We start from the raw sequence: 23,153 nt of genomic DNA on the forward strand, positions 1-23,153 counted from the left end.
CAGCAGCTAGAGGGGCAACGCACACAGCGGACGAGGTGGCGAATGACGGACTGGTCGCGGGTCGAGGCATTGTCGCCCCCCAAGCTCACGGAACTGTTCGCGGCCGATCCGGAACGGGTCTCGCGCTTCTCCGTCGATGTCGCCGGCATCCACTTCGATTTCAGCAAGACCCACCTCGACGCCGAGGCGCTCGCCGCCTTCGACGCGCTCGCGAAGTCGGCCAACATGGCGGCCAAGCGCGACGCGCTGTTCGCGGGCGACAAGGTCAACACCAGCGAGGACCGCGCGGTCACCCACGTCGCCGAGCGCGGCGAGGGCGCGGAGGAAGATTCAGCCAAGGCGGCGCAGCTCCACGCCCGCATGCGCGCGCTGATCGACGCGATCGAGGGCGAGGCGCTGGGGCCCGTCCGCCACATCCTCCACATCGGGATCGGCGGCTCCGCGCTCGGGCCGGAGCTGCTGGTTGACGCGCTCGGCCGCGACACCGACCGCTACGACGTGGCGGTCGTTTCGAACATCGATGGGGTCGCGTTGGAGGAGGTGTTCGACGCGTTCGACCCGCAGGCGACGCTGGTGGTGGTCGCGTCCAAGACCTTCACTACGACCGAGACGCTCCAGAACGCGGGAAGCGCGCTCGCCTGGCTGGCCGAGGACGGCGTCGAGGACCCGTACGGCCGCGTCATCGCGCTGACCGCCGCGCCCGAGAAGGCGATCGAGTGGGGCGTGGACGAGACGCGGGTGCTTCCCTTCGCCGACTCGGTCGGCGGGCGCTACTCGCTTTGGTCGTCAATCGGCTTCCCCGCGGCGATCGCACTCGGCTGGGACGCGTTCGCCGAGCTGCTGGAGGGCGCGGCCGAGATGGACCGCCACTTCAAGCTGACGGCTTCCCATGAGAACGCGCCGGTGCTCGCCGCGTTCGCCGACCTGTTCTACACGCAGGTCCGACACGCCGAGACGCGCGCGACCTTTGCCTATGACGAGCGGCTGCGGCTGCTGCCGAGCTACCTCCAGCAGCTGGAGATGGAGTCGAACGGCAAGGGCGTGACGAGCGACGGCGTGGCGCTCGACCGGCCGTCGGCGCCGATCACCTGGGGCGGCGTCGGCACGGACGCGCAGCACGCGGTGTTCCAGCTGCTCCATCAGGGCACGCACCTCGTCCCCGTCGAGTTCGTCGCGGTGGTGGAGGGCGGCGACGCGCTGGCGGAGGCGCACCACTCCGCGCTGCTGCTCAACGCGTTTGCGCAGGGTGCGGCGCTGATGGCCGGCCGCGCCAACCCGGACGATCCGCAGCGCGCCTACCCCGGCGACCGCCCGTCGACCACGCTGCTGCTCGATCAGCTCGATCCGCGGACACTCGGCGCGCTGATCGCCTTCTACGAGCACCGCACCTTTGTCAGCGGCGCGCTGCTCGGCATCAACCCCTTTGACCAGTTCGGGGTCGAACTCGGCAAGGAGATGGCCAAGGCGGCGGGCGAGGGTGGCGGCGACTTCGACGCGTCCACCCGCGACCTCATTCATCGGGCGTTCGCCGATTGACTTGAGCGCGGCGCGGAGCCAGAGCGTTCTTCGTCGAAGGCCGGGCAACCGGGCCGAGGCACGCGCGGGAGAGTGTTTCGGGCAACCGGAACCGCCGAAGGAGCAACCGCCCCGGAATCTCTCAGGCACCCAGGACCGCGCGGGGCCACGACACTCTGGAAAGCGCGTCCGCCGGTGCGGCGGATGCCACCGAAGGGGTAAGCGTGCGGCCTGTGCCGCAGGCGAAAGCTCTCAGGTTCCGTGACAGAGGGGGCAACGGATACGACCGCGCTGGCGGGCGTTGCCGTTGTGACCTTTGGTGCGGAAAGGCCTGGCCGTTGAGCGACCCCGACCCGATCACGACCCCCGACATCGACGTGCCGCCGCAGGCGATGGAGCTTGCCGCCGATCCGCTCGCCGTCGACGAGGCGGAGGCGGTCGAGCCGCTGCTGCTGCCGCTCGATGCGTGGCATCGCGCGCGGGGCGCCCGCATGGTGCCGTTCGCAGGCCATATCATGCCGGTCCAGTACGAAGGGATCATGGCCGAGCACCTGTGGGTGCGGCAGTCCGCCGGGCTGTTCGACGTGAGCCATATGGGGCAGCTTCTGCTATCGGGCGATGGCATCGACATCGCGCTGGAGGCCCTGCTGCCCGGCGACCTGACGGAACTGTCGGTCGGGCAGCACCGCTATTCGCTTCTGCTGGGAGAGAACGGCGGCATCCTGGACGACGTGATGGTGTCGCGTTGGCCCAGCGGCTTCTACATGGTCGTGAACGGTGCAACCAAGTGGGACGACATCGCTCATCTGCGCGAACACCTGCCGGACGAAGCGACGATCAACCATCTGGAAGATCGCGCGCTGCTGGCGCTGCAAGGCCCTCGTGCGGTTGACGCGCTGTGGCCGCTGGTCACCGGTGAATACCCGCTGGATGGGCTGGTGTTCATGCGCGGCGGCCGATTCATCCTTGCCGGGGTCGAGGCGTACATCAGCCGGTCGGGCTACACGGGCGAGGACGGGTTCGAGATTTCGATCCCGGCGGAAGCCGCCGCAGCTGTCGTCGATGCGCTGTGCGCCAGCCCGCTGATCAAGCCGATTGGGCTCGGCGCGCGCGATTCGCTGCGGCTGGAGGCGGGTCTGCCGCTTTATGGACATGACCTCGATCCCGAGACGACGCCGATCATGGCCGATCTCGGCTTCGCGCTATCAAAGCGTCGGCGAGAGGAAGGCGGCTTTCCAGGACATGCCCGGATCATGGCCGAGCGTGACGCTGGCGCGGCGGCGAAGCGCGTCGGTCTGCTGGTCGAGGGTCGTCAGCCGGTGCGGGAGGGCGCGTCGGTGGTCGACGACGCCGGCGCGACGATCGGCCGGGTGACCTCCGGCGGCTTCGCGCCCAGCGTCGGAGCGCCGATCGCCATGGCTTATCTGCCGAGCGCGCTCGCCGTGCCGGGCACCACCGTCACGCTGGTCCAGCGCGGCAAGCTCCACCGGGCGACGGTCACCCCGCTGCCCTTCGTTCCCCACCGCTACGTCCGCAAGGGAGGCTGACGATGCCGCGTTTCTTCACACAGGATCATGAGTGGATTGAGGTCGACGGCACGACCGGCACCGTTGGCATCACCGACTATGCGCAGGGCCAGCTCGGCGACATCGTGTTCGTGGAGGTGCCGGCCGAAGGCCGCACGCTGGCGAAGGGGGACGAGGCCGCAGTGGTCGAATCGGTCAAGGCCGCGTCGGACGTCTATGCGCCGGTCGGTGGTACGGTGACGGAGGGCAATGCCGCGCTCACCGAGGAGCCCGACCTGGTCAACAGCGATCCCGAGGGCGCGGGCTGGTTCTTCCGCCTGACGCTCAGCGACCCCGACGCGGTCGCGACGCTGATGGACGAGGACGCCTACAAGAGCTTTGTCGCGAGCCTTTGAACAAAGTCCCTTCCCTGGAAGGGAGGGGCTGGGGGTGGATGGAGACTTGGTGGTACGAATCCGCCAGGCACTGAACCGACCATATCTCCAGGATGGTACCCACCCACGACCCCTCCCTAGAAGGGAGGGGGGGAGTATATCGAATGCGCTACCTGCCCCTCACCCCGTCCGACCGCCAGGAAATGCTGGCCACGATCGGCGTGCCGCATATCGACGCGCTGTTCGCCGACGTGCCCGAGCATGCGCGCCTGCCCGGCCCGATCGAAGGACTGCCGCTCCATGCGACCGAGCTGGCGGTCGAGCGCCACATGACGGCGCTCGCCCGGCAGAACACGGTTGCGGGCGAGGTGCCGTTCTTTCTCGGCTGCGGCGCGTACCGCCACCATGTGCCGGCGAGCGTCGACCACCTGATCCAGCGCGGCGAGTTCCTGACCGCCTACACGCCCTATCAGCCGGAAATCGCGCAGGGCACGCTCCAGATGCTGTTCGAGTTCCAGACGCAGGTCGCGCGCCTGTTCGGGACCGATGTCGCCAATGCCAGCATGTACGACGGCTCGACCGCGTGCTGGGAAGCGATCACCATGGCCAGGCGGGTGACGCGCCGCGGCAAGGCGGTGCTCTCCGCCGGGCTCCACCCGCATTATGTGTCGGTCGCGAAGACGATGGCGCGGTTCACCGGCGACCAGCTCCAGACCGCGCTGCCGACGCTCACCGGTGAGCCGGATACCGACACGCTGATCGCGCAGGTCGACGACGACACCTCCTGCGTCGTCGTCCAGTACCCGGACATCCTCGGCCGGATCGGCGACCTGTCGGCGCTGGCCGACGCGTGCCACGCGAAGAAGGCGCTGCTGATCGCCGTGGTCACGGAGCCGGTGGCGCTCGGCGCGCTGCGCGCACCGGGCGAGATGGGCGCCGACATCGTGGTCGGCGAGGGCCAGTCGCTGGGTGTCGGGCTGCAGTTCGGTGGGCCCTACGTCGGGCTGTTCGGCTGCTCGGACAAGCTGGTTCGCCAGATGCCGGGGCGGCTGTGCGGCGAGACGGTGGACGCCGACGGCAAGCGCGGCTTCGTGCTGACGCTCTCGACCCGCGAGCAGCATATCCGGCGCGAGAAGGCGACGTCGAACATCTGCACCAACTCCGGGCTGTGCGCGCTTGCCTTCTCGATCCACATGACCCTGCTGGGCGAGGCGGGCTTGCGGCGGCTCGCCGGGCTGAACCACGCCGGCGCATGCCACGCCGCCGATCGGCTGGCGACGGTGCCGGGGGTGGAGCTGATAACGTCCCGCTTCTTCAACGAGTTCACGTTGAAGCTGTCCAAGGAAGCGCGGCCGGTGGTGCGGCAGCTCGCCGACCGCGGGATCCTGGCGGGCGTGTCGCTCGGGCGGCTTTATCCGGGCGAGGCGGAGCTGGCGAACGGGCTGGTCGTCGCGGTGACCGAGACGACGACGCCAGAGGATGTCGCCGTGCTGGCGGACGGACTTACGGAGGTGTTGTCGTGAGCACCTTTCCGTTCATGCTGAGTAGAGACCGAGTAGCTGCTATCGGCAGCGTATCGAGGGCTCGTATCGAAGCACCGTCACATGCGAACTGTCCTTCGGTACGCCAACTCGACAGGCTCAATGGCTACTCAGGACGAACGGCGAAGCTGGAGATGGCGGCATGAGCGTGAACCAGAGCGGCTGGCGCCCGGAGCGCCCCTCGGCAGCGGACGCGGGTGCGGCCACCGCCACCGGCAACCGTGCGCTGATGCTGGAGGAGCCGCTGATCTTCGAAATCGGCTCCACCAGGACGACCGGCGTCGATTTCGCCGACGGCGACGTGCGTCACGACCGCTTGGGCGATCTCACCCGCAAGACGCCGATTGGCCTGCCCGGACTGTCGGAACCGGAGACGGTGCGCCACTACACGCGGCTCAGCCGGCAGAACTACGCGATCGACCTGGGGCTGTTCCCGCTCGGCAGCTGCACCATGAAGCACAATCCTCGGCTGAACGAGCGGATCGCGCGGCTGCCGGGGTTCGCCGACGTCCACCCGCTCCAACCTGTCGACACGGTGCAGGGCGCGCTCGGCGTCATCAACCAGCTTGCCTTCTGGCTGATCGACCTGACCGGCATGCACGGCGTCGCGATGAGCCCCAAGGCGGGGGCGCATGGCGAGTTGTGCGGCGTGCTATGCATCAAGGCGGCGCTCGAGGCGCGCGGCGACACCGAGCGGCGCGTGATGCTGGTGCCGGAAAGTGCGCACGGGACCAACCCCGCGACCGCCGCCTTCGCCGGCTTCACGGTGGAGGACATTCCCGCGACCGCGGCGGGCCGCGTCGACCTTGCGGCACTCAAGGCGCGGCTCGGGCCGGACGTCGCCGGCGTGATGATCACCAACCCGAACACCTGCGGCCTGTTCGAGCCCGAGCTGAAGGAGATTTCCGACGCGGTTCACGCGGCCGGCGGCTACGTCTACTGCGACGGGGCGAACTTCAACGCGATCGTCGGGCGGGTGCGGCCGGGCGACCTCGGCATCGACGCGATGCACATCAATCTGCACAAGACCTTCTCCACGCCCCACGGGGGCGGCGGGCCGGGGTCTGGGCCGGTGGTGTTGTCGGAAGCGCTCTCCCCCTACGGCCCGCTGCCGTACACCGCACGAACGGCGGACGGGCACATCCACCTGATCGAGGAGGAGCGGGCGCAGGAGTTCTCGGACGAGCATTTCGGTGGCAAGCACGACAGCTTCGGCCGCATGACCGCGTTCCACGGCCAGATGGGGATGTTCACCCGCGCGCTGACCTACATTCTCAGCCACGGTGCCGACGGCCTGCGCCAGGTCGCGGAGGACGCGGTGCTCAACGCCAACTACGTGTTGCGCCGGCTGGAGGACGTGCTCGACGCGCCGTTTGCCGCGTCGGGGCCGTGCATGCACGAGGCGATCTTCAGCGACGCCGGCTTCCCCGACGGCTTCTCGACGCTGGACGTCGCCAAGGGGCTGATCGACGAGGGCTTTCATCCGATGACGATCTATTTCCCGCTGGTGGTGCACGGCGCGATGCTGGTCGAGCCGACCGAGACCGAGTCCAAGGCGACGCTCGACCAGTTCATCGACGCGCTGCGCTCCGTTGCCACGCGCGCCAAGGCGGGTGATCCGAGCCTCAAGGCCGCGCCCCACTTCGCCCCGCGCCGCCGCCTCGACGAGACGCTGGCCGCGCGCAAGCCCGTGCTGGTGTGGAAGGACAAGGCGCCGCTGGCGGATGCGGCCGAATAGGGGGTAGGCTCGGCAACGATGGAGCCTGCGCACCGCATCGACGCCTTCACCGACGCGGCGTTCGCCTTTGCGGTGTCGCTGCTGGTGGTCGGCGCGGGCGGCGGGGCGGGCGGCGACGTGCTGCGCCAGACGGTGGCGGCGATCCCCGCGTTCGCGATCGGCTTCGCGATCATCGCCATGTTCTGGCTGGCGCACGTCGCGTGGCGCCGGCTGCGCGGGCCGGGCGACGGTCGCGCGACCGTGCTGACGCTGCTGCTCGTGTTCGTGACGCTGATCTACGTCGTGCCGCTCCGCGCCATGGCGACGGCCTTCGCCGATTTCCTGCGCGGCAACCCGACCGATACCGCGACGGCGATCGGCGAGCTTTTCGTGATCTACGGCATCGGCTTCTGCGCGATGTCGGTGGTGACGGCGTTCCTGTTCCGCGACGTGCTGCGCGCGCGTGACCTGCCCGCCGCGACCCGGCAGGCGGCGCTCGGGCAGGTGTGGATCTGGTCGATCCTCGCCTGGACGGGTGCGCTCTCGACCATCCTCGCGCTGTTCGCCGCGACGCAACTGATCGCGCCGTGGCTCTATGCGACGCTGCCGCTCACGGTTGGGCTGTTCGCGTGGCAGTGGGACTGGTCAGTCGCTGACGGCCGGGGCACTGCGCGCAATCCCGCGGGCGAGCCGGTGCTCGCGCCAGACGATGTAGAGGCCGCTCCCGACGATCAGCGGCGCGCCTAGCCAGGTCGATGTGCCTGGCAGCACGTCGAACAGCGCCCAGCCGAACAGCGTCGCCCACAGCAGCCCCGAATAGTCCATCGGCAGCACGACGGAGACCGGCGCCATCCTGAGCGCGCTGGTCATCAGCAGCTGCCCCGCCGCGCCGGTGACGCCGGTGGCGACCAGCATCGCCCAGGTCGCCGGGTCGTGCGGGCGCACGCTCCACACGAACAAGGGCAGCAGCGGCACCATCGACAGCGTTGCGAAGTAGAAGACGATGGTCGGCGCCTTCTCGCTCGCCCCCATTCGCCGCACCAGGATCGAGACCAGCGCATTGAGCAGCGAAGCGACCAATCCCACGGTCGCGCCGAGCACGGGAATGTGCCCGGAGCCCGGCTGCGCCACCACCAGCACGCCCACGAAGCCGGCGACAACCGCGCTCCAGCGATGGATGCCGGTCCGCTCGCCCAGCACCAGCGCGCCCAGGATCGTCGCGAAGATCGGCACGGTGAAGTTGAGCGTCGTCGCCTCCGCCAGCGGCAGCAGCGACAGCGTCAGGAACATGAACGACATGGAGGTGAGCCCAACCGCGGCGCGTGTCGCGTGCGCGCCGATGTTGCGGGTCCTGAGACTCGCCAGCCCCGGCCCGGCCGCGACCCACAGCAGCACGACGGGTATGGAGGCCGCCTGACGGAAGAACAGCAACTCGGGGATGCTCGCCCCGCGCGTGTTGGCCAGCTTGATCAGCGCGCCCATTGCCGCGAACGCGACCACCGATCCCAGGCGGCAGGCGATGGCGGGCAGGATGCGGTCGGTGGTGGGCATGGGTGGTCTTTAGGCCCGTTTGCTCGTCTGCCCACCCCGGCGCCGTTCGTCGCGAGCGTAGTCGAGGCACCTGTCGGGAGCGCCGCACGCGGTGTCTCGACTTTCGCTCGACACGAACGGTGCAGGTCGCTCGCCTCCCTCACTTCACCGGCCGCTTCTCCAGTTTCCGCGCAAGCGTGCGGCGGTGCATGCCGAGTTGGCGAGCGGTCTCGGAAATGTTGAAGCCGGTCTTGGCCAGCGTCTCGTTGATCAGCTCCCACTCGCGCACTCTGGGCGTCGCGGCGCGGACGGCGAGGGGGACGTCGGGGTCGCCGCTCGTGTGGGTGAACGCGGCCTCGATGTCGTCGGTGTTGGACGGTTTGACGAGGTAGTGGGACGCCCCGAGCTTGATCGCCTCCACCGCCGTCACGATCGAGGCGAAGCCGGTCAGGACGACGATCAGCGTAGCCGGTGAACGCGCGTGAAGCGTCTGGACGCAGGTGAGCCCGGACGCCTGGCCGAGCTTCAGGTCGACCACCGCGTGGGTCGGCACCTCCTCGGCGAGCAGGGTGTCGAGCGCCTCCGGGCTGCTCGCCACGCGGACGCGGTAGCCGCGCCGCTCGAACGAGCGCTGGAGCGTGCGGGCAAAGGTTTCGTCGTCCTCGACAATCACCAGGCTCGGGCTATCCATCATGCTCCTCCACCAGCGAGCGGCAGCAGCAGGCGAACCTCCGCCCCGCCGCCCGTCCGGTTGCGCGCCTCCAGCCGCCCGCCCAGCCGTCGGGCGACGCTCGCGGCGAGGAACAGGCCGACGCCGTGGCCTGGACCCTTGCTGGAGCGCATCCGCTCGCCGACGTGGGCAAGGTCCGCGGCCGCGAAGCCGTCGCCCCAGTCCTGCACCGCGATCGCGACGTGACCGTCCTCGATCCCAGCGGTGAGCGCGATTCCCGCCGGGGAGGCGGCGGCGGCGTTGTCGAGCAGGTTCCAGATCGCCTGGCGGAGTGCCGGCTCGACGGCGAGCACCGCGCCCTCCAGGCCGGTTGCGCGATAATCGAGCGGCACCTGCGGGTGGGTCGGTGCCCATGCATCGGCGACCGCGCGCAGGAACGGCTCGGGTGCGGCGCGCTCCATCGCCTCGCCGCGCGGCTGGCCGGCGGACTGGAGGATGTCGGACACGATCGCCTTGCAGCGCGCGACCTCCCCTTCCATTTCCGCGCGCTCGGCCGACAGGTCCGGGTCGCTGGCGATCGCCGGCACGCGCCGCCAGTCGGCGAGGATGACCGACAGGGTGCCGAGCGGCGTGCCGAGCTCGTGCGCGGCGCCGGACGCGAACAGCCCCATCCGCACGATCCCTTCCTCCTCCACCGCGCGCTGACGCAGGTCGGCGAGATACGCATCGCGCGCGCGCAGGTTGCTGCTGATCCGCGTCGAGAACATGACCAGCAGGGTCGCGACCATGACGAAGCCGATCCAGCGGCCGAGCGCGAAGAGCGGTTCGGGGTCGAGCGTCGGCGGCAGTACCAGTGGCACGAAGCGGATGGAGAGCAGCGCGTAGGCAAGCGCGCTCGCCCCCAGCAGCAGCGCGGCGGCGGCGGGCGGGAGCAGGATCGCGCCGAGCACGACCTGGAGCAGATAGAGCGAGATGAACGGGTTGCTCGCGCCGCCGCTGAAGTACAGCAGCAGCGTCAGCACCGCCATGTCGATCAGCAGCGCAACCATCACCTCCGCGCTGCGCACCTCATGTCGCGACAGGGCATAGGTGGTGAGCAGGTTGGCGACGCCGAGCGTGCCAGCGATGCCGAGCATCTGCGCGAGCGGGAGCCGCACGGCGAGGCCGTAATGGACGAACAGGATGGCCAGGGTCTGCCCGACGACCGCGATCCAGCGGAGCTGGACGAGTTGGCGCATGTTCTCTGCCGCGGTGCCGTCGGCAAGCGTTGCCGCGCCGCGCCGGGTGAGCGCAAGGAGCGGCGAGTCCATCAGCGGCGCTGCCGCAGCAGGAGCACGGCGGCCGCGATGCTCATCGCCGCGAGCGTGAACCAGGTGAGCGCGTAGGCGAGGTGGTTGTCGGCGAACCGGATCACGGTCAGCCCCCCGACCGGCAGGCCGCCCGAATTGGGCGTCGCGTCGGCGTCGAGGAAGAAGGGCAGGACGGGGGCGACGTCGCGGACCGCCGCGATCGCGCCGACGTCGCGCGAGTACCAGCGGTCGTTGGCGGGATTGTTGCGGCGCAGGAACCCGCCGCCGGGCTCGCTCAGGCGGAGCAGCCCGGTGATCGTCACCGCGCCGGGCAGCTGCGCCGCCTGGCGCGTCACCGGGCGACGCCGCTCGGGCGGCACGAAGCCGCGGTTGACCAGCAGCCAGCCCTGCGCGGTCTGGAGCGGCGTGATGACCCAGAAGCCGGCACCCCGCTCGGTCAGCGCCTGGACGAAGGTCTCGCGGTCGTGGCGGAAGCGGCCGGTGACGCGGACGCGACGGTACTCGATCGCGTCGGGATCGCTCCAGTCCGTGGGCAGCGGGGCGGGTGCGGCCGCCACGCGTTCCGCGACGCGGGCGATCAGCTCATGCTTCCACGCGCGCCGCTCGACCTGCCACGCGCCGAGCCACGCGAACCCCGCCGCGGCGAGCAGCGCGAGCGCGACGAGGAGCGGACGCCGCCGCGTCACGGCGTTCCCGACGCGGCCTCCACATGGCCCGGCATCGGCATCATGTTGGTGTTGAGATGGTACATGATCCACAGCGACCCGGCGAGGACGATGACCACCAGCACGGCGGTGAAAACATAGGCCATCAGCGTCCACCCGCCTTCGCTGCGCGGATTGACGTGAAGGAAGGCGACCGTGTGCACCACGATCTGCACGACCGCAAAGCCGACGATCGCGGCGGTGGTCGCGGTCGCGCTTGCCAGCACGCCGGTCATCACCAGCCAGAACGGAATGGCGGTCAGCACGACCGACAGCGCGAAGCCGATCAGGTAGCCGCGCCGCGTGCCGTGGCCGTGCGCGTCGCCGCCGTCATGCGCCGCGTCGACGTGGGCAGAGGCATGGGTGTGGGTTGCATCGCTCATCGCACGACCCCGAGCAGGTAGACAAAGGTGAAGACGCCGATCCAGATGACGTCCAGAAAGTGCCAGAACATGCTGAGGCACATCAGCCGGCGCTGGTTCTCCGCCACCAGCCCGCGCTGGGCGAGCTGGACCAGCATGACCCCGATCCAGACGATGCCGGCGGTGACGTGGAGGCCGTGGGTACCGACCAGCGTGAAGAAGGCGGAGAGGAAGCCGCTGCGCTGCGGCACCGCGCCCTCGTGCGCCAGCGTCGCAAACTCGAACAGCTCGACTCCGACGAAGCCGATGCCGAGCAGCGCGGTCACCACCAGCCACAGCCGGACGGCGTTCAATCGCCCTTCCTGCATCGCGATCATCGCGAAGCCGTAGGTGATCGACGACACGAGCAGGATTGCGGTGTTGAGCGCGACCAGCGGCAGCTCGAAGATCTCGCGTGGGGTCGGCCCCCCGGCATAGCTGGTGCTCATCACGCCGTAGGTCGCGAACAGCGTCGCGAAGATGAGCGCGTCGCTCATCAGGTAGATCCAGAAGCCGACGATCGTGCCGCCGCCGGCGTGATCGTCGCCGTGGTCGTGGCCGTCCTCCTCCACCAGGTAGAAGGACGGCCGGGTCGCGTCGCCGCGGGGGTGATCGGTCATGCCGTTGCTCCTGCCGGCTGGGCGAGCAGGCGGGTGCGCGTGTCCTCCAGCGCGGTCACCTCCTCGGCCGGGATGTGGTAGTCACGGTCGTAGTTGAAGGTGTGGCCGATCCCGACCGCGAGCAACCCGACCGCCGCGACGATCGCCAGCCACCAGATGTACCACACCATCGCGAAGCCGAGCACGAGGGCGAGCGCCGAGAGGATCACACCCGTGCCGGTGTTCTTGGGCATGTGGATCGGGCGGAACCCGCTCACCGGCCGCTCGGCGTGCTGCGCCTTCATGTCGTACCAGGCATCCAGGTCGTGGACGACCGGCGTCTGCGCGAAGTTGTACGGTGGTGGCGGCGACGACGTCGACCACTCCAACGTGCGGGCGTTCCACGGATCGCCGGTGGTGTCGCGCAGCTGCTCGCGGTTGCGGATGCTGACAAAGATCTGGATCAGGAAGGCGGCGATGCCGACCGCGATGATCGCGACGCCGATCGCGGCGATCACGAACCAGATCTGCAGCTCCGGATCCTCGAAGTAGCGGGTGCGGCGCGTGGTGCCCATCAGCCCGACGACGTACATCGGCGTCCAGGCGACCCAGTAACCGACCACCCAACCCCAAAAGTGGATCTTGCCCCAGAAGCGGTCAAGCTTGAACCCGAAGGCCTTCGGCCACCAGTAGTCGATGCCGGCGAACAGCCCGAAGATCACGCCGCCGATGATGACGTTGTGGAAGTGGGCGACCAGGAACAGCGAGTTGTGGAGCACGAAGTCGGCTGGCGGCACCGCCAGCAGCACGCCCGTCATGCCCCCCACCGTGAAGGTCAGCATGAACGCGACGACCCACATCATCGGCAGCTCGTAGCGGATGCGGCCGCGGTACATGGTGAACAGCCAGTTGAAGATCTTGGCCCCCGTGGGGATCGAGATCACCATGGTGGCGATGCCGAAGAAGCTGTTGACGCTGGCGCCCGACCCCATGGTGAAGAAGTGGTGGAGCCACACCAGCCACGACAGGATCGTGATGACCACGGTCGCGTAGACCATCGACGAGTAGCCGAACAGCCGCTTGCCGGTGAAGGTCGAGGTGATTTCCGAATAGATGCCGAAGGCGGGGAGGATCAGGACGTACACCTCCGGATGGCCCCAGATCCACACCAGGTTCCAGTACATCATCGGGTTGCCGCCGAGGTCGTTGGTGAAGAAGTTGAACCCGGCGTAGCGATCGAGCATCAGCATGGCGAAGGCGGCGGTCAGGACCGGGAAGATCGCGGTGACCAGGATGTTCGAGCAGAACGCGGTCCACACGAAGATCGGCAGCTTCATCATGGTCATGCCGGGCGCGCGCATCTTGATGACGGTCACCACCATGTTGATGCCCGACAGCGTCGTGCCGATGCCCGCGATCTGGAGCGCCCAGAGGTAATAGTCCGGCCCGGTATCGGGCGCGTTCTGCAGATTGGAGACGGGCACGTAGTTCAGCCAGCCCGCGCGGGTGAACTCGCCGATGAAGAGCGACATCATGACGAGAAGCGCGCCCGCGGCCGTCATCCAGAAGCTGAGGTTGTTGAGGAAGGGGAAGGCCACGTCGCGCGCGCCGATCTGAAGCGGGAGGACGTAGTTGATGATGCCCGCGACCAGCGGAATGGCCACGAAGAAGATCATGATCGTTCCGTGCGCGGAGAAGACCTGATCATAATGGTGCGCGTCGAGATAACCCTCACTGCCGCCGAAGGCGAGCGCCTGCTGCAACCGCATCATGATCGCATCGGCGAAGCCGCGCAGCAGCATGATGATGCCGAGGATCAGGTACATGATCCCGATCTTCTTGTGATCGACGCTGGTGAACCACTCGCGCCACAGCCAGCCCCACAGCCGATACTTGGTGACGGCGGCGAGGATGCCGGTGCCGAGCAGGACTACCACCGCGAAGGTGACGATCAGGATCGGTTCGTGGATCGGGAACGACTGCAGGGACAGCCGGCCGAAGATGGCGGAGGTCTCGGTGGGAGCGTGGGACATTAGGAGGCTCCAGCGTCAGACGGCCGCGCGGACGGGCGCCGCGGGGCGGGACGGAAGGAAGGACATGTCGCGGTTGTTGGAATCGGAAGGCGCGGTGCTGCCCGACGGCTTCTTCTTGGGCACGGTGTTGTGGGTGCCGGTCGGGCCGGCATCGTCCTTGAACAGGCCGCCCTCCGGCTTCTGCCCGGGCGGAGGCACGGAAGTACGCCCGGCGGGCATGCCGGTGCCGAGCCGCGGATCGCCGCCGCCACCGCCACCCGCCTGCTGGTCGCGCAGCATCACTTCTCCCATGCAGGTCGTGCCCGGCTTCACGCAGCGCTGATAGGCGCGGTCGAACAGCGCGGGCGCAACCCGGCCGAAATAGGTGACAGGCACCTTCTCGCTCGGCTGCTCCAGCTTCAGGAAGGTGCCGGAGTCGAGCACGCGCGGCGCCGACTTCACCTTGGCCACCCAGCCGTCGAACCCGGCCTGATCGACACCCTGCAGGCGGAAGCGCATGCCCGAGAAGCCCGCCCCGCTGTAGTTCGCCGAATAGCCCTTGTAGCTGCCCGGCCGGTTCAGCACCGCGTGCATGGTGCTGCGCATTCCCGGCATGACGTAGATCATCCCCGCAAGCGTCGGCGCGTAGAAGGTGTTCATCATGTTGGTAGAAGTGAGGTCGAAGCGGACCTGCCGGTCGACCGGCAGCGCCAGCTCGTTGACGCTGGCAACGCCCTGCTCGGGGTAGATGAACAGCCACTTCCAGTCGAGCGCGACGACCTGGACGACGAGCGGGCGAGCCTTGGGATCGATCGGCTTCTCCGCCGACACCCGGCCGAGCGGGCGGTAGGGATCGAGCAGGTGCGTGCTCCACCAGGTGAGCGCGCCGAGCGCGATGACGATCAGGAGCGGCGCCGACCAGATCACCAGCTCCAGCCCGGTCGAATGATCGAAGTCGGGATCGTAGGTCGCGTCCTGGTTGCTGCGGCGATAGCGCCACGCGAACATCGCGGTCAGCGCCATCACCGGCACGATGATGACCAGCATGAGTGCGGTCGAGATGTAGATGATGTCGCGCTGCTGCCGCGCGACGTCGCCCGCGGGATCGAGCACCGCGCCGCTGCACCCGGCGAGCAGCCCCGCACCGAGCAGCAGCGCGGCCGGGGCGGCTAGGCGACGGAAACTGACAAGGGTAGGGTGATCGCGCATGTTGTCCGCCTAGTCCGAGTCCCGCCGTCGCCGACATTGGACATTTTGTCCTATCCCGCACCACCCTGATTCTGGTGCACAGGCGTTGGGTGGGATTGTACCCGGACTGGCCTGTGGAGCGAAGCGCCATGACTGCACCGATCGCCGCGTCGAGTTCGACGCCCCTCGAGCGCGACGCGCGGCTGGTCAACGCGCGCGACCACAAGATCGCACCGGGCGAGATCGCGATCGGGGTCATTGTCGGGCGGACATCCGAATTCTTCGACTTCTTCGTCTACGCGATCGCGTCGGTGCTGGTGTTCCCGGCGCTGGTCTTTCCGTTCGTCGACGCTGTGACGGGAACGCTGTTCTCGTTCGCCGTCTTCTCGCTCGCCTTCATCGTCCGCCCGCTCGGATCGGCGATCTTCATCGAGGTCGACCGCAACTACGGCCGTGGGGTCAAGCTCACGATCGCGCTGTTCCTGCTCGGCGGCTCCACCATGGCGCTCGCCTTCCTGCCCGGCTACGGCCAGGTCGGGATGCTGGCGGTATGGCTGCTGGCGCTGTTCCGGATCGGCCAGGGTGTCGCGCTCGGTGGAACGTGGGACGGGTTGCCTTCGCTGCTCTCGCTCAACGTGCCGGAGGATCGCCGCGGCTGGTACGCGATGATACCGCAGCTTGGCGCCCCACTCGGCCTGATCGTTGCAGGCGGGCTATTCGCCTTCTTCCTATCAACGCTGTCGCAGGCGGACTTTCTCAGCTGGGGCTGGCGCTATCCCTTCTTTGTCGCCTTTGCCATCAACGTGGTCGCGCTGTTCGCACGGCTGCGACTGGTCGCTACGCCAGAGTTCACCCGCTTGTTCGAGAGCCGCGAATTGCAGCCCGCACCGTTCTGGGAGACGGTTCGCACGGAGGGGCGCACCATCGCGCTCGGGTCTTTCGCGCCGCTCGCCAGCTTCGCGCTGTTCCATCTCGTAACGGTGTTCCCGCTTTCCTGGGTGACGCTGAAGAGCGGGGAGGCGCCGGAGCGTTTCCTCATCATCGAGATGATAGGGGCGGGGGTGTGCGTCGCCGCCATGCTTGCCTCCGGCCTCATCGCCGACCGGGTCGGACGGCGCGCGGTGCTGGGCGTGTCGGCGGTGCTGATCGGCGTGTACAGCGGCTTCGCACCGCAACTGCTCGATGCCGGACCGCTCGGCGAAACGGTATACATGATGAGCGGCTTCGTGCTGCTCGGCCTTGCCTTTGGACAGTCTTCGGGCGTGGTGAACGGCAATTTCTCGCCCCAGCGCCGCTACACGGGCGCGGCGACGGTGGCGAACATGGCGTGGCTGATCGGCGCGGGGTTCGCGCCGCTCGTGGCGCTGGGGCTCGCGAGCCGGTTCGGGTTGTGGTCGGTCGGCGTGTACCTCGCCTCCGGCGTGATCTGCACGCTCGCGGCGCTTGGCATCAACAAGGAGCTCGGCCGCGCGAAGGGGTGAGGCGCACTCCGACCCGTCGTTCGGGTCTGGTCGGCATCGCGGGCCGCTGATGTTGGCGAGACGGAGCGCTCCGCGACGAACAACACCGCTATTGAACCCCTGCCTTCGCCGGGGTGACGTGTGCGCGGCATCGCCCCGCGGCGGCGGAAGCTCACGGTCGCGAGTGACATGCTATTTGGCTCCGGCCTCCCGCCTGTGCGGGAGCATCGCGCAACTCGTACGTTACCACCCCGGCAAAGCCGGGGGCCAGTTGGGTGACGGTCGTGAGTGAGGAGCGATCGAACTCAGGACATCGCCGGGGTGAGGTGTCGGTAGCGTCGCTTCGCAGCGGCGGTGAAGTGCCGCCCAGCTCGAACCCGGTCGCCTTACTTCGGCGCTTCGCTCGGCGCGCGGCTCTTGGCGGCGGGATCGATAGAGGGGGCGCCGGACGCCGGCGTGGCGGCGTTCTGGACATCGGCGGTGTTGCCGAGCACGGCCGTGCCCTCCTTGTTGGCCGCGGCGTCGCCAGCCGCAGCCGGGGCCGCGCCTGGTGCCGGAGCGGCCGGCAGCGGCAGGTTCGAGCCCTCGCTGTTCAGGTACGCGATTACGTTCGCGCGCTCCTGCGCGTTGCCGAGGCCGGCAAAGGTCATCTTGGTGCCGTCAGCGAACTTGCGCGGGCTCTTCAGCCACGCATCGAGCTGGTCAAAGGTCCAGTTGCCGCCCTTGCCCGACAGCGCCGCGGAAAAGGCGTAGCCGCCGTGGCCCTTGCCGATCGGCTCGCCGACCACGCCGTGGAGGTTGGGACCGACGCCGTTCGCGCCGCCCGCGTTGATCGAGTGGCACGCCGCGCATTTGGCGAAGCTCGCCTGCCCCTTGGCGACATCGGCCGCGGCCAGGCGCACCGCGATCGGCTCCTCCGCGGCGCCGCCGCCGGCCCCCGCTTCCTCGACGCCCTCGATCGGATAGCCCATCTTTTCCGGCCGCTCGGACTTGAACGCCATGCTGCTCGCGATTGTCAGGCCCAGCGCCGCGACGCAGCCTGCCAGCACCCAGCCCGCGATGGTGTTGCTCCGATTGTCCATGGGTGTCCGCTGTTCGAAGGATAGAAAGTCGGGGTTCCATAAGGTGCTGCATTGCCCATCGCAAGCACGCCGATTAGGCGGCGAACCCCGATGGAAAACTTCGCCGCCCCCGCCCGCCCGATTGTTCAGCGCATGACGGAGGCCGCCGACGCCGCGCCAGAGCGCGCGGTCGCGTTTCAGGGCGCGCCCGGCGCCAACAGCCATGTCGCGGCGGAACAGGCGTTCCCGGACGGGCTGCCGCTGCCCTGTTTCGACTTCGCCGACGCGATCGAGGCGGTGCAGACCGGTGCCGCCGACTGTGCGATCATCCCGATCGAGAACTCGCTTCACGGCCGGGTCGCCGATATCCACTTCCTGCTGCCGGAATCGGGGCTGGTGATCACCGGCGAGCACTTCCTGCCGATCCGCCACGCGCTCCTCGCCTGCGGGCCGAAGGAGGAGGTGCGCGAGGTGATGAGCCATCCTCAGGCGCTCGGGCAGTGCCGCCACTGGCTGCGTGCGCAGGGGATTGCCGCGGTCGCCTATCCCGATACGGCAGGGGCGGCGGCGATGGTCGCAGAGGCGCGCGACCCCGCGATCGCGGCGCTGGCGCCGCCTGCCGCGGCCGCGCTGTACGGGCTCGACCTCTTGGAGGAGGACGTGTCGGATGCCGCCCACAACGTCACCCGCTTCGTGACGCTGGCGCGCGGCAGCCAGCCGGTGAGCGGTGACGGTCCGTTCATGACCACGCTGATCTTCGAGGTACGCAACGTACCCGCCGCGCTCTACAAGGCGCTGGGCGGGTTCGCGACCAACGGGGTCAACATGACCAAGCTGGAAAGCTACCAGCGCGGCGCGAGCTTTGCCGCAACCGAGTTCTACGCCGACATCGTCGGGCGGCCGGGCGATCCCGCCACCGACCGCGCGCTGGAGGAGCTGGGCTTTCACAGCAAGTGGGTGCGGCTGCTGGGGACGTACCGGCAGGCAATGGAGCGGGGGTAACCGTGCTCCCGCGCAGGCGGGAGCCCAGGGCCGCGAAGTGCGGCGTTCCGGGCTCTAGGCTCCCGCCTGCGCGGGAGCGTCGGTGACCCACGCCTCCAGCAGCGTCCGCGCGATCGCGTAGGCGGGCGGCGGGAGGAAGCGGGCGTCGGCGTCGCCGCGGAGCGCCGCCGCCAGCTCGGCGCGGGTGACCCAGATCGCGTCCTCCAGCTCGCGGGTGTCGACGGTGAGCGTCGGATCGTCGGCCTGCGCGACCGCGCCGATCATCAGCTGGCCGGGGAACGGCCAGGGCTGGCTGGCGAGGTAGCGAACGTCGCGGACGCGGACGCCGGCCTCCTCCTGCACCTCGCGCGCGACCGCCTCCTCCACCGACTCGCCCGGCTCCACGAAGCCCGCCAGCGCCGAGTAGCGGCGCGGCGGCCACGCTGTCTGCCGCCCGAGCAGCGCGCGCCCGTCGTGCTCGACCACCATGATGACGACCGGGTCGGTGCGGGGGAAATGCTCGGTCCCGCACACGGCGCAGCGCCGTGCCCAGCCGCCGCGGATCGGCGCGGTCACGCCCCCACAATTGGCGCAGAAACGGTGTCGCGTGTGCCAGGAGAGCAGCGCGCGCGCCGTCCCGAACACGGCGGCGTCGCCGGGCGCGAGCCGGTCGAGGAGCGCGAAGAGCGCGGGCGAGCGTGCCGCACCAGTACCGTGTGCCGCCAGGAGCGGCGCGAAGTGGGGCACGCCGTCGTGCAGGCCGAGGAACAGCAGTTCGCCCAACTCCGCGACGGGCTGCCAGGCGAGCCGTCCGTCGGCGCCGACCTGCGGATCGCCCGCGTCCAGCACCAGCAGCCGCGCCCCCGGATCAGCGCCGAGCGCCGCGAGCGCCGCGTCGTCGTGCCGCACCGCGTCGGCGCGGTCGAGCCAGCTGCCGGTGAAGCCGGTCGCGATCACCGCGAGCGAGCGTCGGCGTAGAGCGCGCGGACGACGTCGGCGCGAACCGGCCACTTCTCGCCCGGAAAATAGTTCACCATCACCGTTCCGCGGATACGCCGCACCGGATCGACCCAGGCGATCGTGCCCGCCGCGCCGCCCCAGCCGTAGGTACCCTTGCTCGCCCCGCCCGGCGCGTCGGCCAGGTAGACGGAGCCGCCCGCGCCGTAGCCCATCGGCACGGCGTTCCGATCGCCGCCGGTCCCCGCGCCGACACCGCCGAAGCTGACGCCGGCCGGCAGCAGGTTCGACATGGCAAGCCGCACCGTCTCCGCCTTCAGAACCCGGCGCCCGGCGAGCGTCCCGCCGTTCAGCAACATGCGCAGGAAGCGGTCATAGTCGCGCGCCGACGACACGAGTCCCGCGCCGCCATAGAAGAAGCTCGGCGGCGTGAGCCACGCCGAACCGGCTGCCGGGTCAAGCGGCACCATCGCGTCGCCGACAAAGGCGTAGTTGGTCGCGAAGCGCTTCACCTCGCTCCCCGGCACGGTCCAGTAGGTCGATCGCATGCCGAGCGGGTCTAGGAGCCGCGTCTGCACGAAACGGTCGAACGGCATGCCCGAGGCGACCTCGATCACGCGGCCGAGCACGTCGAGGCTGATCGAATAGTTCCACGCCGTCCCGGGCTGTGCGATCAGCGGTGCCTGGGCCGCGCGCTCTGCAAAGGCGGCGAGGGTGGCCGGGCGGGCGGCGCGGATCTGCGGCTCGGTCGCGGCGCTGACCGCGGCGGGGATGAGCCCCAGACGCTCGTACTCCTTCAGCAGCGCACCCTTGGCGATGATGTTGTAGCTGAGCCCGCTGGTGTGGGTCAGCAAGTTTCGGATCGTGATCGGGCGAACCGCGGGCACGCTCTCCAGCGATGCCTCCGGGTTCACGGCGACCCGCATCGTCCGGAACGCCGGAATGAAGTCGCTGACCGGCTGGTCGAGCCGGAGCTTGCCGTCCTCGATCAGCGCCATCGCCGCCATGGCAGTGATCGGCTTGGTCATCGAATAGATCCGCCACAAGCTGTCGGCGTTGGCGGCGGCTGCGGTAGGTTCGGCGGCGATACGGCCGGCGGTGGTGATCACCGGCTCGGCATCGCCGCGGCCGATCGCGGCGACGATGCCCGGCATCTTCTTTTGCGCGACGTAGCTGTCGAACAGCGACTGGAGACTGGTCGCGGACGGGCCCGGCAGGGCGGGCCGGGGCTGGGGCGCAGCCTGCGGTTCCCAGGCGTGCGCCGCCATCGTGCTGCCGATCATCAGCAGGGCGGCGGTCACCAGTTTCACGCGCATTCCACTCTCCCGAACACGGCCGCAGCCTTGGCAAAGACGGTCGGCAGCCCGGCCCGCGCCAGATCGGCGACCGGCCACCATTCGCCGTCCGGTGCTTCCTGTCCGCGATATGTGGCGCAGGCAAGACTGAGGTCGAGCTGGAAGTGGGTGAAGCCGTGGCTCACGCCCTCATCCAGCATCCGCCAGTCGGCGACGGCAGGCGCGTCCGAGAGGTCGGGCGGCGCCTCGCTCCACGGTCCTGTCGGCAGCGCGCGCATGCCGCCGAGCAGGCCTTTGGTAGGGCGGCGAACCAGCAGCACGTCGTCGCCGCGGCGGAGCCAAAAGAGGGTGCCGTGGCGGACCGGCCGCTCCTTCTTCGGCTTGCGTGCGGGAAAGGCGGCCGGATCGCCGGTCGCGAACCCCGCGCAGTTCTCGCGAAGCGGGCAGGCGAGGCATTTCGGCGCCCGCACGGTGCAGAGCGCGTTTGCCAGGTCCATCAGCGCTTGGGCGAAGTCGCCCGCCCGGGCGTCGGGCGTGATCGCGTCGACGACGTCGCGCACCTCGCCGGTCGGGCGTGCGGCGAGTCGCGCCGCCACCCGCTTGATGTTCGAATCGATCACGACGGCGCGCTTGCCGAACGCGATCGCGGCGATCGCGGCGGCAGTATAGTCGCCCAGCCCCGGCAAGCGCCGAAGCGCGGCTTCCTCCTCCGGGAAGCGGCCGTCGTGCTCCGCGATGATCGCCCGCGCGCAGGCGTGGAGGTTTCTGGCGCGGGCATAGTAACCGAGACCCGCCCAGGCCGCCATCACCTCCGCCTCGTCGGCGGCGGCAAGCGCGGCGACGCTGTCCCACCGCGCCACCCACGCCTCGAACCGCGGGCGGACGGTGGCGACGGTGGTCTGCTGGAGCATCACCTCCGACAACCACACCCGGTACGGATCGGTACGGTTCGCCCCCGGCGGCGCGCGCCACGGCAGCGCTCGAGCATGCGCATCGTACCAGGCAAGCAGGCGAGGCGCGATCAGGGGTATGTCGAACGGCTTGGCGGACACGCCCGCGCTATGGCATGGAAGCCCGCGATGCCGAAGCAGCCGAAATCGACAGGCAAGGTTCCGCCGCCCGAGCCGGTGCGCGCCAACCGCGCGCGCCAGGTGGCGGAACTGCTGCCCGACGTGGGCCGCGCGGCGTTCCGGCGCTTCGGCTTCGTCCAGTCGTCGGTGGTGACGCGCTGGGCGGAGATCGTCGGCGAGCGCTACGCCCGGGTATCCGCGCCCGAATCGATCCGCTTTCCGATGGGCGAGCGCGCGAACGGCACGCTGACGCTGACCGTCGCGGGTGCGCACGCGCCGATGATGCAGCACATCGCGCCCGAGATCGTCGAGCGGGTGAACCGCTTCTTCGGCTACGCCGCGGTCGCCAAGCTCGTCATCCGCCAAGGTGAGGTGAAGCGGAGCGCCGGCCGCACTGCCCCGCCCGCCGTCCGCCCGGTCAGCCACGAGCTCGGCGAGTCGCTCCGCACCATCGCCGATCCGGAGCTGAAGGCCGTGCTCGCCTCGCTCGCCGCGGGTGTTGAGGCGGTCCGCGACATTCCGGTCATCGGCAAGATCTCCTGACGAGTATCCCGCCCGTGCGTATCCTTCTCACTCTCGCCGCGCTCCTGACCCTCGCCGCGACGCCTCCGGTCAAGGACTGGCGGTTGACCGCCGCGACGACGCCGGCGGGTGCGTTCACCCACGGCAACCCGGCAGCGGGCGTGAAGCTGGTCGAGTATCTGAGCTTCACCTGTCCGCACTGTGGCCACTTCGTCGAACAGTCGAAGCCGGTGCTGGTCGACCAGATGGTGCGCGGCGGCAGCGTGCAGGTCGAGACCCGCGCCGCCGTGCGCGATCCGTACGACCTCGCCGCCTGGTCGGTCGCTCGCTGCGGCGGCCCGACGCGGTTCGCCGGCCTGTCGCGCGCGATCTTCGCCGATCAGGCCGCCTGGATGAAGAAGGGGGAGGCGTACGCCAGCGCCAACCTCGCCAAGGTACGGTCGCTGCCGCAGCGTCAGCAGATCCGCGTGATCGCCGACCAGTCCGGCCTGTCCGCAATCGGCGCGCGCGCGGGCGTGACGCCGGCGGCGCTTACCAAGTGCCTCGCGACCGACGCGCAGGTGGCGCAGCTGCTCAAGATGACGGAGGCGGCGTTCGCCCGCATCCCCGGCACGCCGGGGTTCGAGGTCAACGGCACGCTGGTCGACGGCTATGACTGGGCGACGCTGGAGCCCAAGCTGCGTGCCGCGGGGGCGCGCTGATCCCATCATGACAGGAGCT

Annotated in this window: 22 protein-coding genes and 1 riboswitch; of the genes, 10 read left to right on the plus strand and 12 right to left on the minus strand. The window is 69.5% G+C overall.

Annotated features, from left to right (window positions below; translation table 11 throughout):
- Positions 1 to 42 precede the first annotated feature (42 nt).
- The 6 genes from pgi (at position 43) to CRO12_RS06405 (ending at position 7,420) form a co-directional block, all read left to right on the plus strand.
- Complete coding sequence (pgi, locus tag CRO12_RS06380; RefSeq protein WP_097063096.1) at positions 43 to 1,536, plus strand: glucose-6-phosphate isomerase; 1,494 nt, start codon at positions 43 to 45, stop codon at positions 1,534 to 1,536.
- 55 nt (positions 1,537 to 1,591) lie between these two features.
- Positions 1,592 to 1,684, plus strand: a riboswitch (glycine riboswitch).
- A gap of 223 nt (positions 1,685 to 1,907) precedes the next feature.
- The gene (gene gcvT, locus CRO12_RS06385; protein WP_097063387.1) at positions 1,908 to 3,062 is read left to right on the plus strand and encodes a glycine cleavage system aminomethyltransferase GcvT; all 1,155 of its coding nucleotides are present in this window, start codon (positions 1,908 to 1,910) and stop codon (positions 3,060 to 3,062) included.
- A gap of 2 nt (positions 3,063 to 3,064) precedes the next feature.
- Positions 3,065 to 3,436 (plus strand): glycine cleavage system protein GcvH, encoded by a 372-nt coding sequence (gcvH, locus tag CRO12_RS06390; RefSeq protein ID WP_097063097.1) that lies wholly within the window; start codon positions 3,065 to 3,067, stop codon positions 3,434 to 3,436.
- A 143-nt stretch (positions 3,437 to 3,579) separates the two neighbouring features.
- Positions 3,580 to 4,938: an aminomethyl-transferring glycine dehydrogenase subunit GcvPA gene (gcvPA, locus tag CRO12_RS06395; protein ID WP_097063098.1), complete on the plus strand. Its 1,359-nt coding sequence runs from the start codon at positions 3,580 to 3,582 to the stop codon at positions 4,936 to 4,938.
- 160 nt (positions 4,939 to 5,098) lie between these two features.
- The gene (gene gcvPB / locus CRO12_RS06400) at positions 5,099 to 6,694 is read left to right on the plus strand and encodes an aminomethyl-transferring glycine dehydrogenase subunit GcvPB (RefSeq protein ID WP_097063099.1); all 1,596 of its coding nucleotides are present in this window, start codon (positions 5,099 to 5,101) and stop codon (positions 6,692 to 6,694) included.
- A gap of 18 nt (positions 6,695 to 6,712) precedes the next feature.
- Positions 6,713 to 7,420, plus strand: coding sequence for a TMEM175 family protein (locus CRO12_RS06405; RefSeq protein WP_097063100.1), 708 nt, complete (start codon positions 6,713 to 6,715; stop codon positions 7,418 to 7,420).
- Here CRO12_RS06405 and CRO12_RS06410 read toward each other — a convergent pair.
- The 8 genes from CRO12_RS06410 to cyoA all read right to left on the minus strand — a co-directional run bounded on the left by CRO12_RS06410 (position 7,319) and on the right by cyoA (position 15,108).
- Positions 7,319 to 8,224 (minus strand): DMT family transporter, encoded by a 906-nt coding sequence (locus tag CRO12_RS06410; RefSeq protein ID WP_097063101.1) that lies wholly within the window; start codon positions 8,222 to 8,224, stop codon positions 7,319 to 7,321. The two genes, CRO12_RS06405 and CRO12_RS06410, sit on opposite strands and share 102 nt — an antisense overlap.
- 139 nt (positions 8,225 to 8,363) lie before the next feature.
- Entirely contained in the window at positions 8,364 to 8,897 is a 534-nt protein-coding gene (locus CRO12_RS06415) for a response regulator transcription factor (protein ID WP_097063102.1), read from the minus strand.
- Entirely contained in the window at positions 8,894 to 10,183 is a 1,290-nt protein-coding gene (locus CRO12_RS06420; RefSeq protein WP_097063103.1) for an ATP-binding protein, read from the minus strand. The genes CRO12_RS06415 and CRO12_RS06420 overlap by 4 nt, the downstream gene beginning before the upstream one ends.
- Positions 10,183 to 10,869, minus strand: a complete 687-nt coding sequence (locus CRO12_RS06425; protein ID WP_097063104.1) for an SURF1 family protein — start codon at positions 10,867 to 10,869, stop codon at positions 10,183 to 10,185. The genes CRO12_RS06420 and CRO12_RS06425 overlap by 1 nt, the downstream gene beginning before the upstream one ends.
- Positions 10,866 to 11,270, minus strand: a complete 405-nt coding sequence (cyoD, locus tag CRO12_RS06430; protein ID WP_097063105.1) for a cytochrome o ubiquinol oxidase subunit IV — start codon at positions 11,268 to 11,270, stop codon at positions 10,866 to 10,868. Before cyoD ends, CRO12_RS06425 begins: the two co-directional genes overlap by 4 nt.
- Entirely contained in the window at positions 11,267 to 11,908 is a 642-nt protein-coding gene (gene cyoC, locus CRO12_RS06435) for a cytochrome o ubiquinol oxidase subunit III (RefSeq protein ID WP_097063106.1), read from the minus strand. Before cyoC ends, cyoD begins: the two co-directional genes overlap by 4 nt.
- Entirely contained in the window at positions 11,905 to 13,920 is a 2,016-nt protein-coding gene (cyoB, locus tag CRO12_RS06440; protein ID WP_097063107.1) for a cytochrome o ubiquinol oxidase subunit I, read from the minus strand. Before cyoB ends, cyoC begins: the two co-directional genes overlap by 4 nt.
- Before the next feature lie 15 nt (positions 13,921 to 13,935).
- On the minus strand, positions 13,936 to 15,108 hold the full coding sequence (gene cyoA / locus CRO12_RS06445; protein ID WP_097063108.1) for a ubiquinol oxidase subunit II: 1,173 nt from the start codon (positions 15,106 to 15,108) through the stop codon (positions 13,936 to 13,938).
- 128 nt (positions 15,109 to 15,236) lie between these two features.
- Between cyoA and CRO12_RS06450 the strand changes: the two genes are divergently transcribed.
- On the plus strand, positions 15,237 to 16,568 hold the full coding sequence (locus CRO12_RS06450) for an MFS transporter (RefSeq protein WP_097063109.1): 1,332 nt from the start codon (positions 15,237 to 15,239) through the stop codon (positions 16,566 to 16,568).
- A gap of 365 nt (positions 16,569 to 16,933) precedes the next feature.
- Here the strand turns inward: CRO12_RS06450 and CRO12_RS06455 are convergent, their stop codons facing one another.
- Positions 16,934 to 17,629, minus strand: a complete 696-nt coding sequence (locus tag CRO12_RS06455; RefSeq protein WP_097063110.1) for a c-type cytochrome — start codon at positions 17,627 to 17,629, stop codon at positions 16,934 to 16,936.
- 90 nt (positions 17,630 to 17,719) lie between these two features.
- Between CRO12_RS06455 and CRO12_RS06460 the strand changes: the two genes are divergently transcribed.
- A complete protein-coding gene (locus CRO12_RS06460) occupies positions 17,720 to 18,610 on the plus strand; it encodes a prephenate dehydratase (RefSeq protein WP_097063111.1) in 891 nt (296 codons plus the stop codon).
- A gap of 54 nt (positions 18,611 to 18,664) precedes the next feature.
- Here the strand turns inward: CRO12_RS06460 and nudC are convergent, their stop codons facing one another.
- The 3 genes from nudC to CRO12_RS06475 are packed head-to-tail and all read right to left on the minus strand — an operon-like array spanning position 18,665 to position 21,893.
- A complete protein-coding gene (gene nudC, locus CRO12_RS06465; protein WP_097063112.1) occupies positions 18,665 to 19,546 on the minus strand; it encodes an NAD(+) diphosphatase in 882 nt (293 codons plus the stop codon).
- Complete coding sequence (locus CRO12_RS06470; RefSeq protein WP_097063113.1) at positions 19,543 to 20,862, minus strand: serine hydrolase domain-containing protein; 1,320 nt, start codon at positions 20,860 to 20,862, stop codon at positions 19,543 to 19,545. The genes nudC and CRO12_RS06470 overlap by 4 nt, the downstream gene beginning before the upstream one ends.
- Positions 20,853 to 21,893 (minus strand): A/G-specific adenine glycosylase, encoded by a 1,041-nt coding sequence (locus CRO12_RS06475; protein WP_245858228.1) that lies wholly within the window; start codon positions 21,891 to 21,893, stop codon positions 20,853 to 20,855. The genes CRO12_RS06470 and CRO12_RS06475 overlap by 10 nt, the downstream gene beginning before the upstream one ends.
- Before the next feature lie 27 nt (positions 21,894 to 21,920).
- Between CRO12_RS06475 and CRO12_RS06480 the strand changes: the two genes are divergently transcribed.
- Positions 21,921 to 22,454 (plus strand): DUF721 domain-containing protein, encoded by a 534-nt coding sequence (locus CRO12_RS06480; RefSeq protein WP_097063389.1) that lies wholly within the window; start codon positions 21,921 to 21,923, stop codon positions 22,452 to 22,454.
- A 14-nt stretch (positions 22,455 to 22,468) separates the two neighbouring features.
- Positions 22,469 to 23,134, plus strand: coding sequence for a DsbA family protein (locus tag CRO12_RS06485; RefSeq protein ID WP_179640885.1), 666 nt, complete (start codon positions 22,469 to 22,471; stop codon positions 23,132 to 23,134).
- Positions 23,135 to 23,153: the final 19 nt, after the last annotated feature.

It is taken from the genome of Sphingomonas guangdongensis (assembly GCF_900199185.1).
Classification (GTDB): domain Bacteria; phylum Pseudomonadota; class Alphaproteobacteria; order Sphingomonadales; family Sphingomonadaceae; genus Sphingomonas; species Sphingomonas guangdongensis.

Bases quoted from the DNA above. Each gene is read 5' to 3' on its own strand.
- CRO12_RS06455 (WP_097063110.1), bottom strand. From the start codon at position 17,629: ATGGACAATCGGAGCAACACCATCGCGGGCTGGGTGCTGGCAGGCTGC.
- cyoC (WP_097063106.1), bottom strand. From the start codon at position 11,908: ATGACCGATCACCCCCGCGGCGACGCGACCCGGCCGTCCTTCTACCTG.
- gcvPB (WP_097063099.1), top strand. From the start codon at position 5,099: ATGAGCGTGAACCAGAGCGGCTGGCGCCCGGAGCGCCCCTCGGCAGCG.
- CRO12_RS06420 (WP_097063103.1), bottom strand. From the start codon at position 10,183: ATGGACTCGCCGCTCCTTGCGCTCACCCGGCGCGGCGCGGCAACGCTT.
- CRO12_RS06415 (WP_097063102.1), bottom strand. From the start codon at position 8,897: ATGATGGATAGCCCGAGCCTGGTGATTGTCGAGGACGACGAAACCTTT.
- cyoD (WP_097063105.1), bottom strand. From the start codon at position 11,270: ATGAGCGATGCAACCCACACCCATGCCTCTGCCCACGTCGACGCGGCG.
- CRO12_RS06450 (WP_097063109.1), top strand. From the start codon at position 15,237: ATGACTGCACCGATCGCCGCGTCGAGTTCGACGCCCCTCGAGCGCGAC.
- cyoA (WP_097063108.1), bottom strand. From the start codon at position 15,108: ATGCGCGATCACCCTACCCTTGTCAGTTTCCGTCGCCTAGCCGCCCCG.
- CRO12_RS06410 (WP_097063101.1), bottom strand. From the start codon at position 8,224: ATGCCCACCACCGACCGCATCCTGCCCGCCATCGCCTGCCGCCTGGGA.
- gcvH (WP_097063097.1), top strand. From the start codon at position 3,065: ATGCCGCGTTTCTTCACACAGGATCATGAGTGGATTGAGGTCGACGGC.
- CRO12_RS06470 (WP_097063113.1), bottom strand. From the start codon at position 20,862: ATGCGCGTGAAACTGGTGACCGCCGCCCTGCTGATGATCGGCAGCACG.
- CRO12_RS06405 (WP_097063100.1), top strand. From the start codon at position 6,713: ATGGAGCCTGCGCACCGCATCGACGCCTTCACCGACGCGGCGTTCGCC.
- gcvPA (WP_097063098.1), top strand. From the start codon at position 3,580: ATGCGCTACCTGCCCCTCACCCCGTCCGACCGCCAGGAAATGCTGGCC.
- CRO12_RS06480 (WP_097063389.1), top strand. From the start codon at position 21,921: ATGCCGAAGCAGCCGAAATCGACAGGCAAGGTTCCGCCGCCCGAGCCG.
- CRO12_RS06460 (WP_097063111.1), top strand. From the start codon at position 17,720: ATGGAAAACTTCGCCGCCCCCGCCCGCCCGATTGTTCAGCGCATGACG.
- cyoB (WP_097063107.1), bottom strand. From the start codon at position 13,920: ATGTCCCACGCTCCCACCGAGACCTCCGCCATCTTCGGCCGGCTGTCC.
- gcvT (WP_097063387.1), top strand. From the start codon at position 1,908: ATGGAGCTTGCCGCCGATCCGCTCGCCGTCGACGAGGCGGAGGCGGTC.
- pgi (WP_097063096.1), top strand. From the start codon at position 43: ATGACGGACTGGTCGCGGGTCGAGGCATTGTCGCCCCCCAAGCTCACG.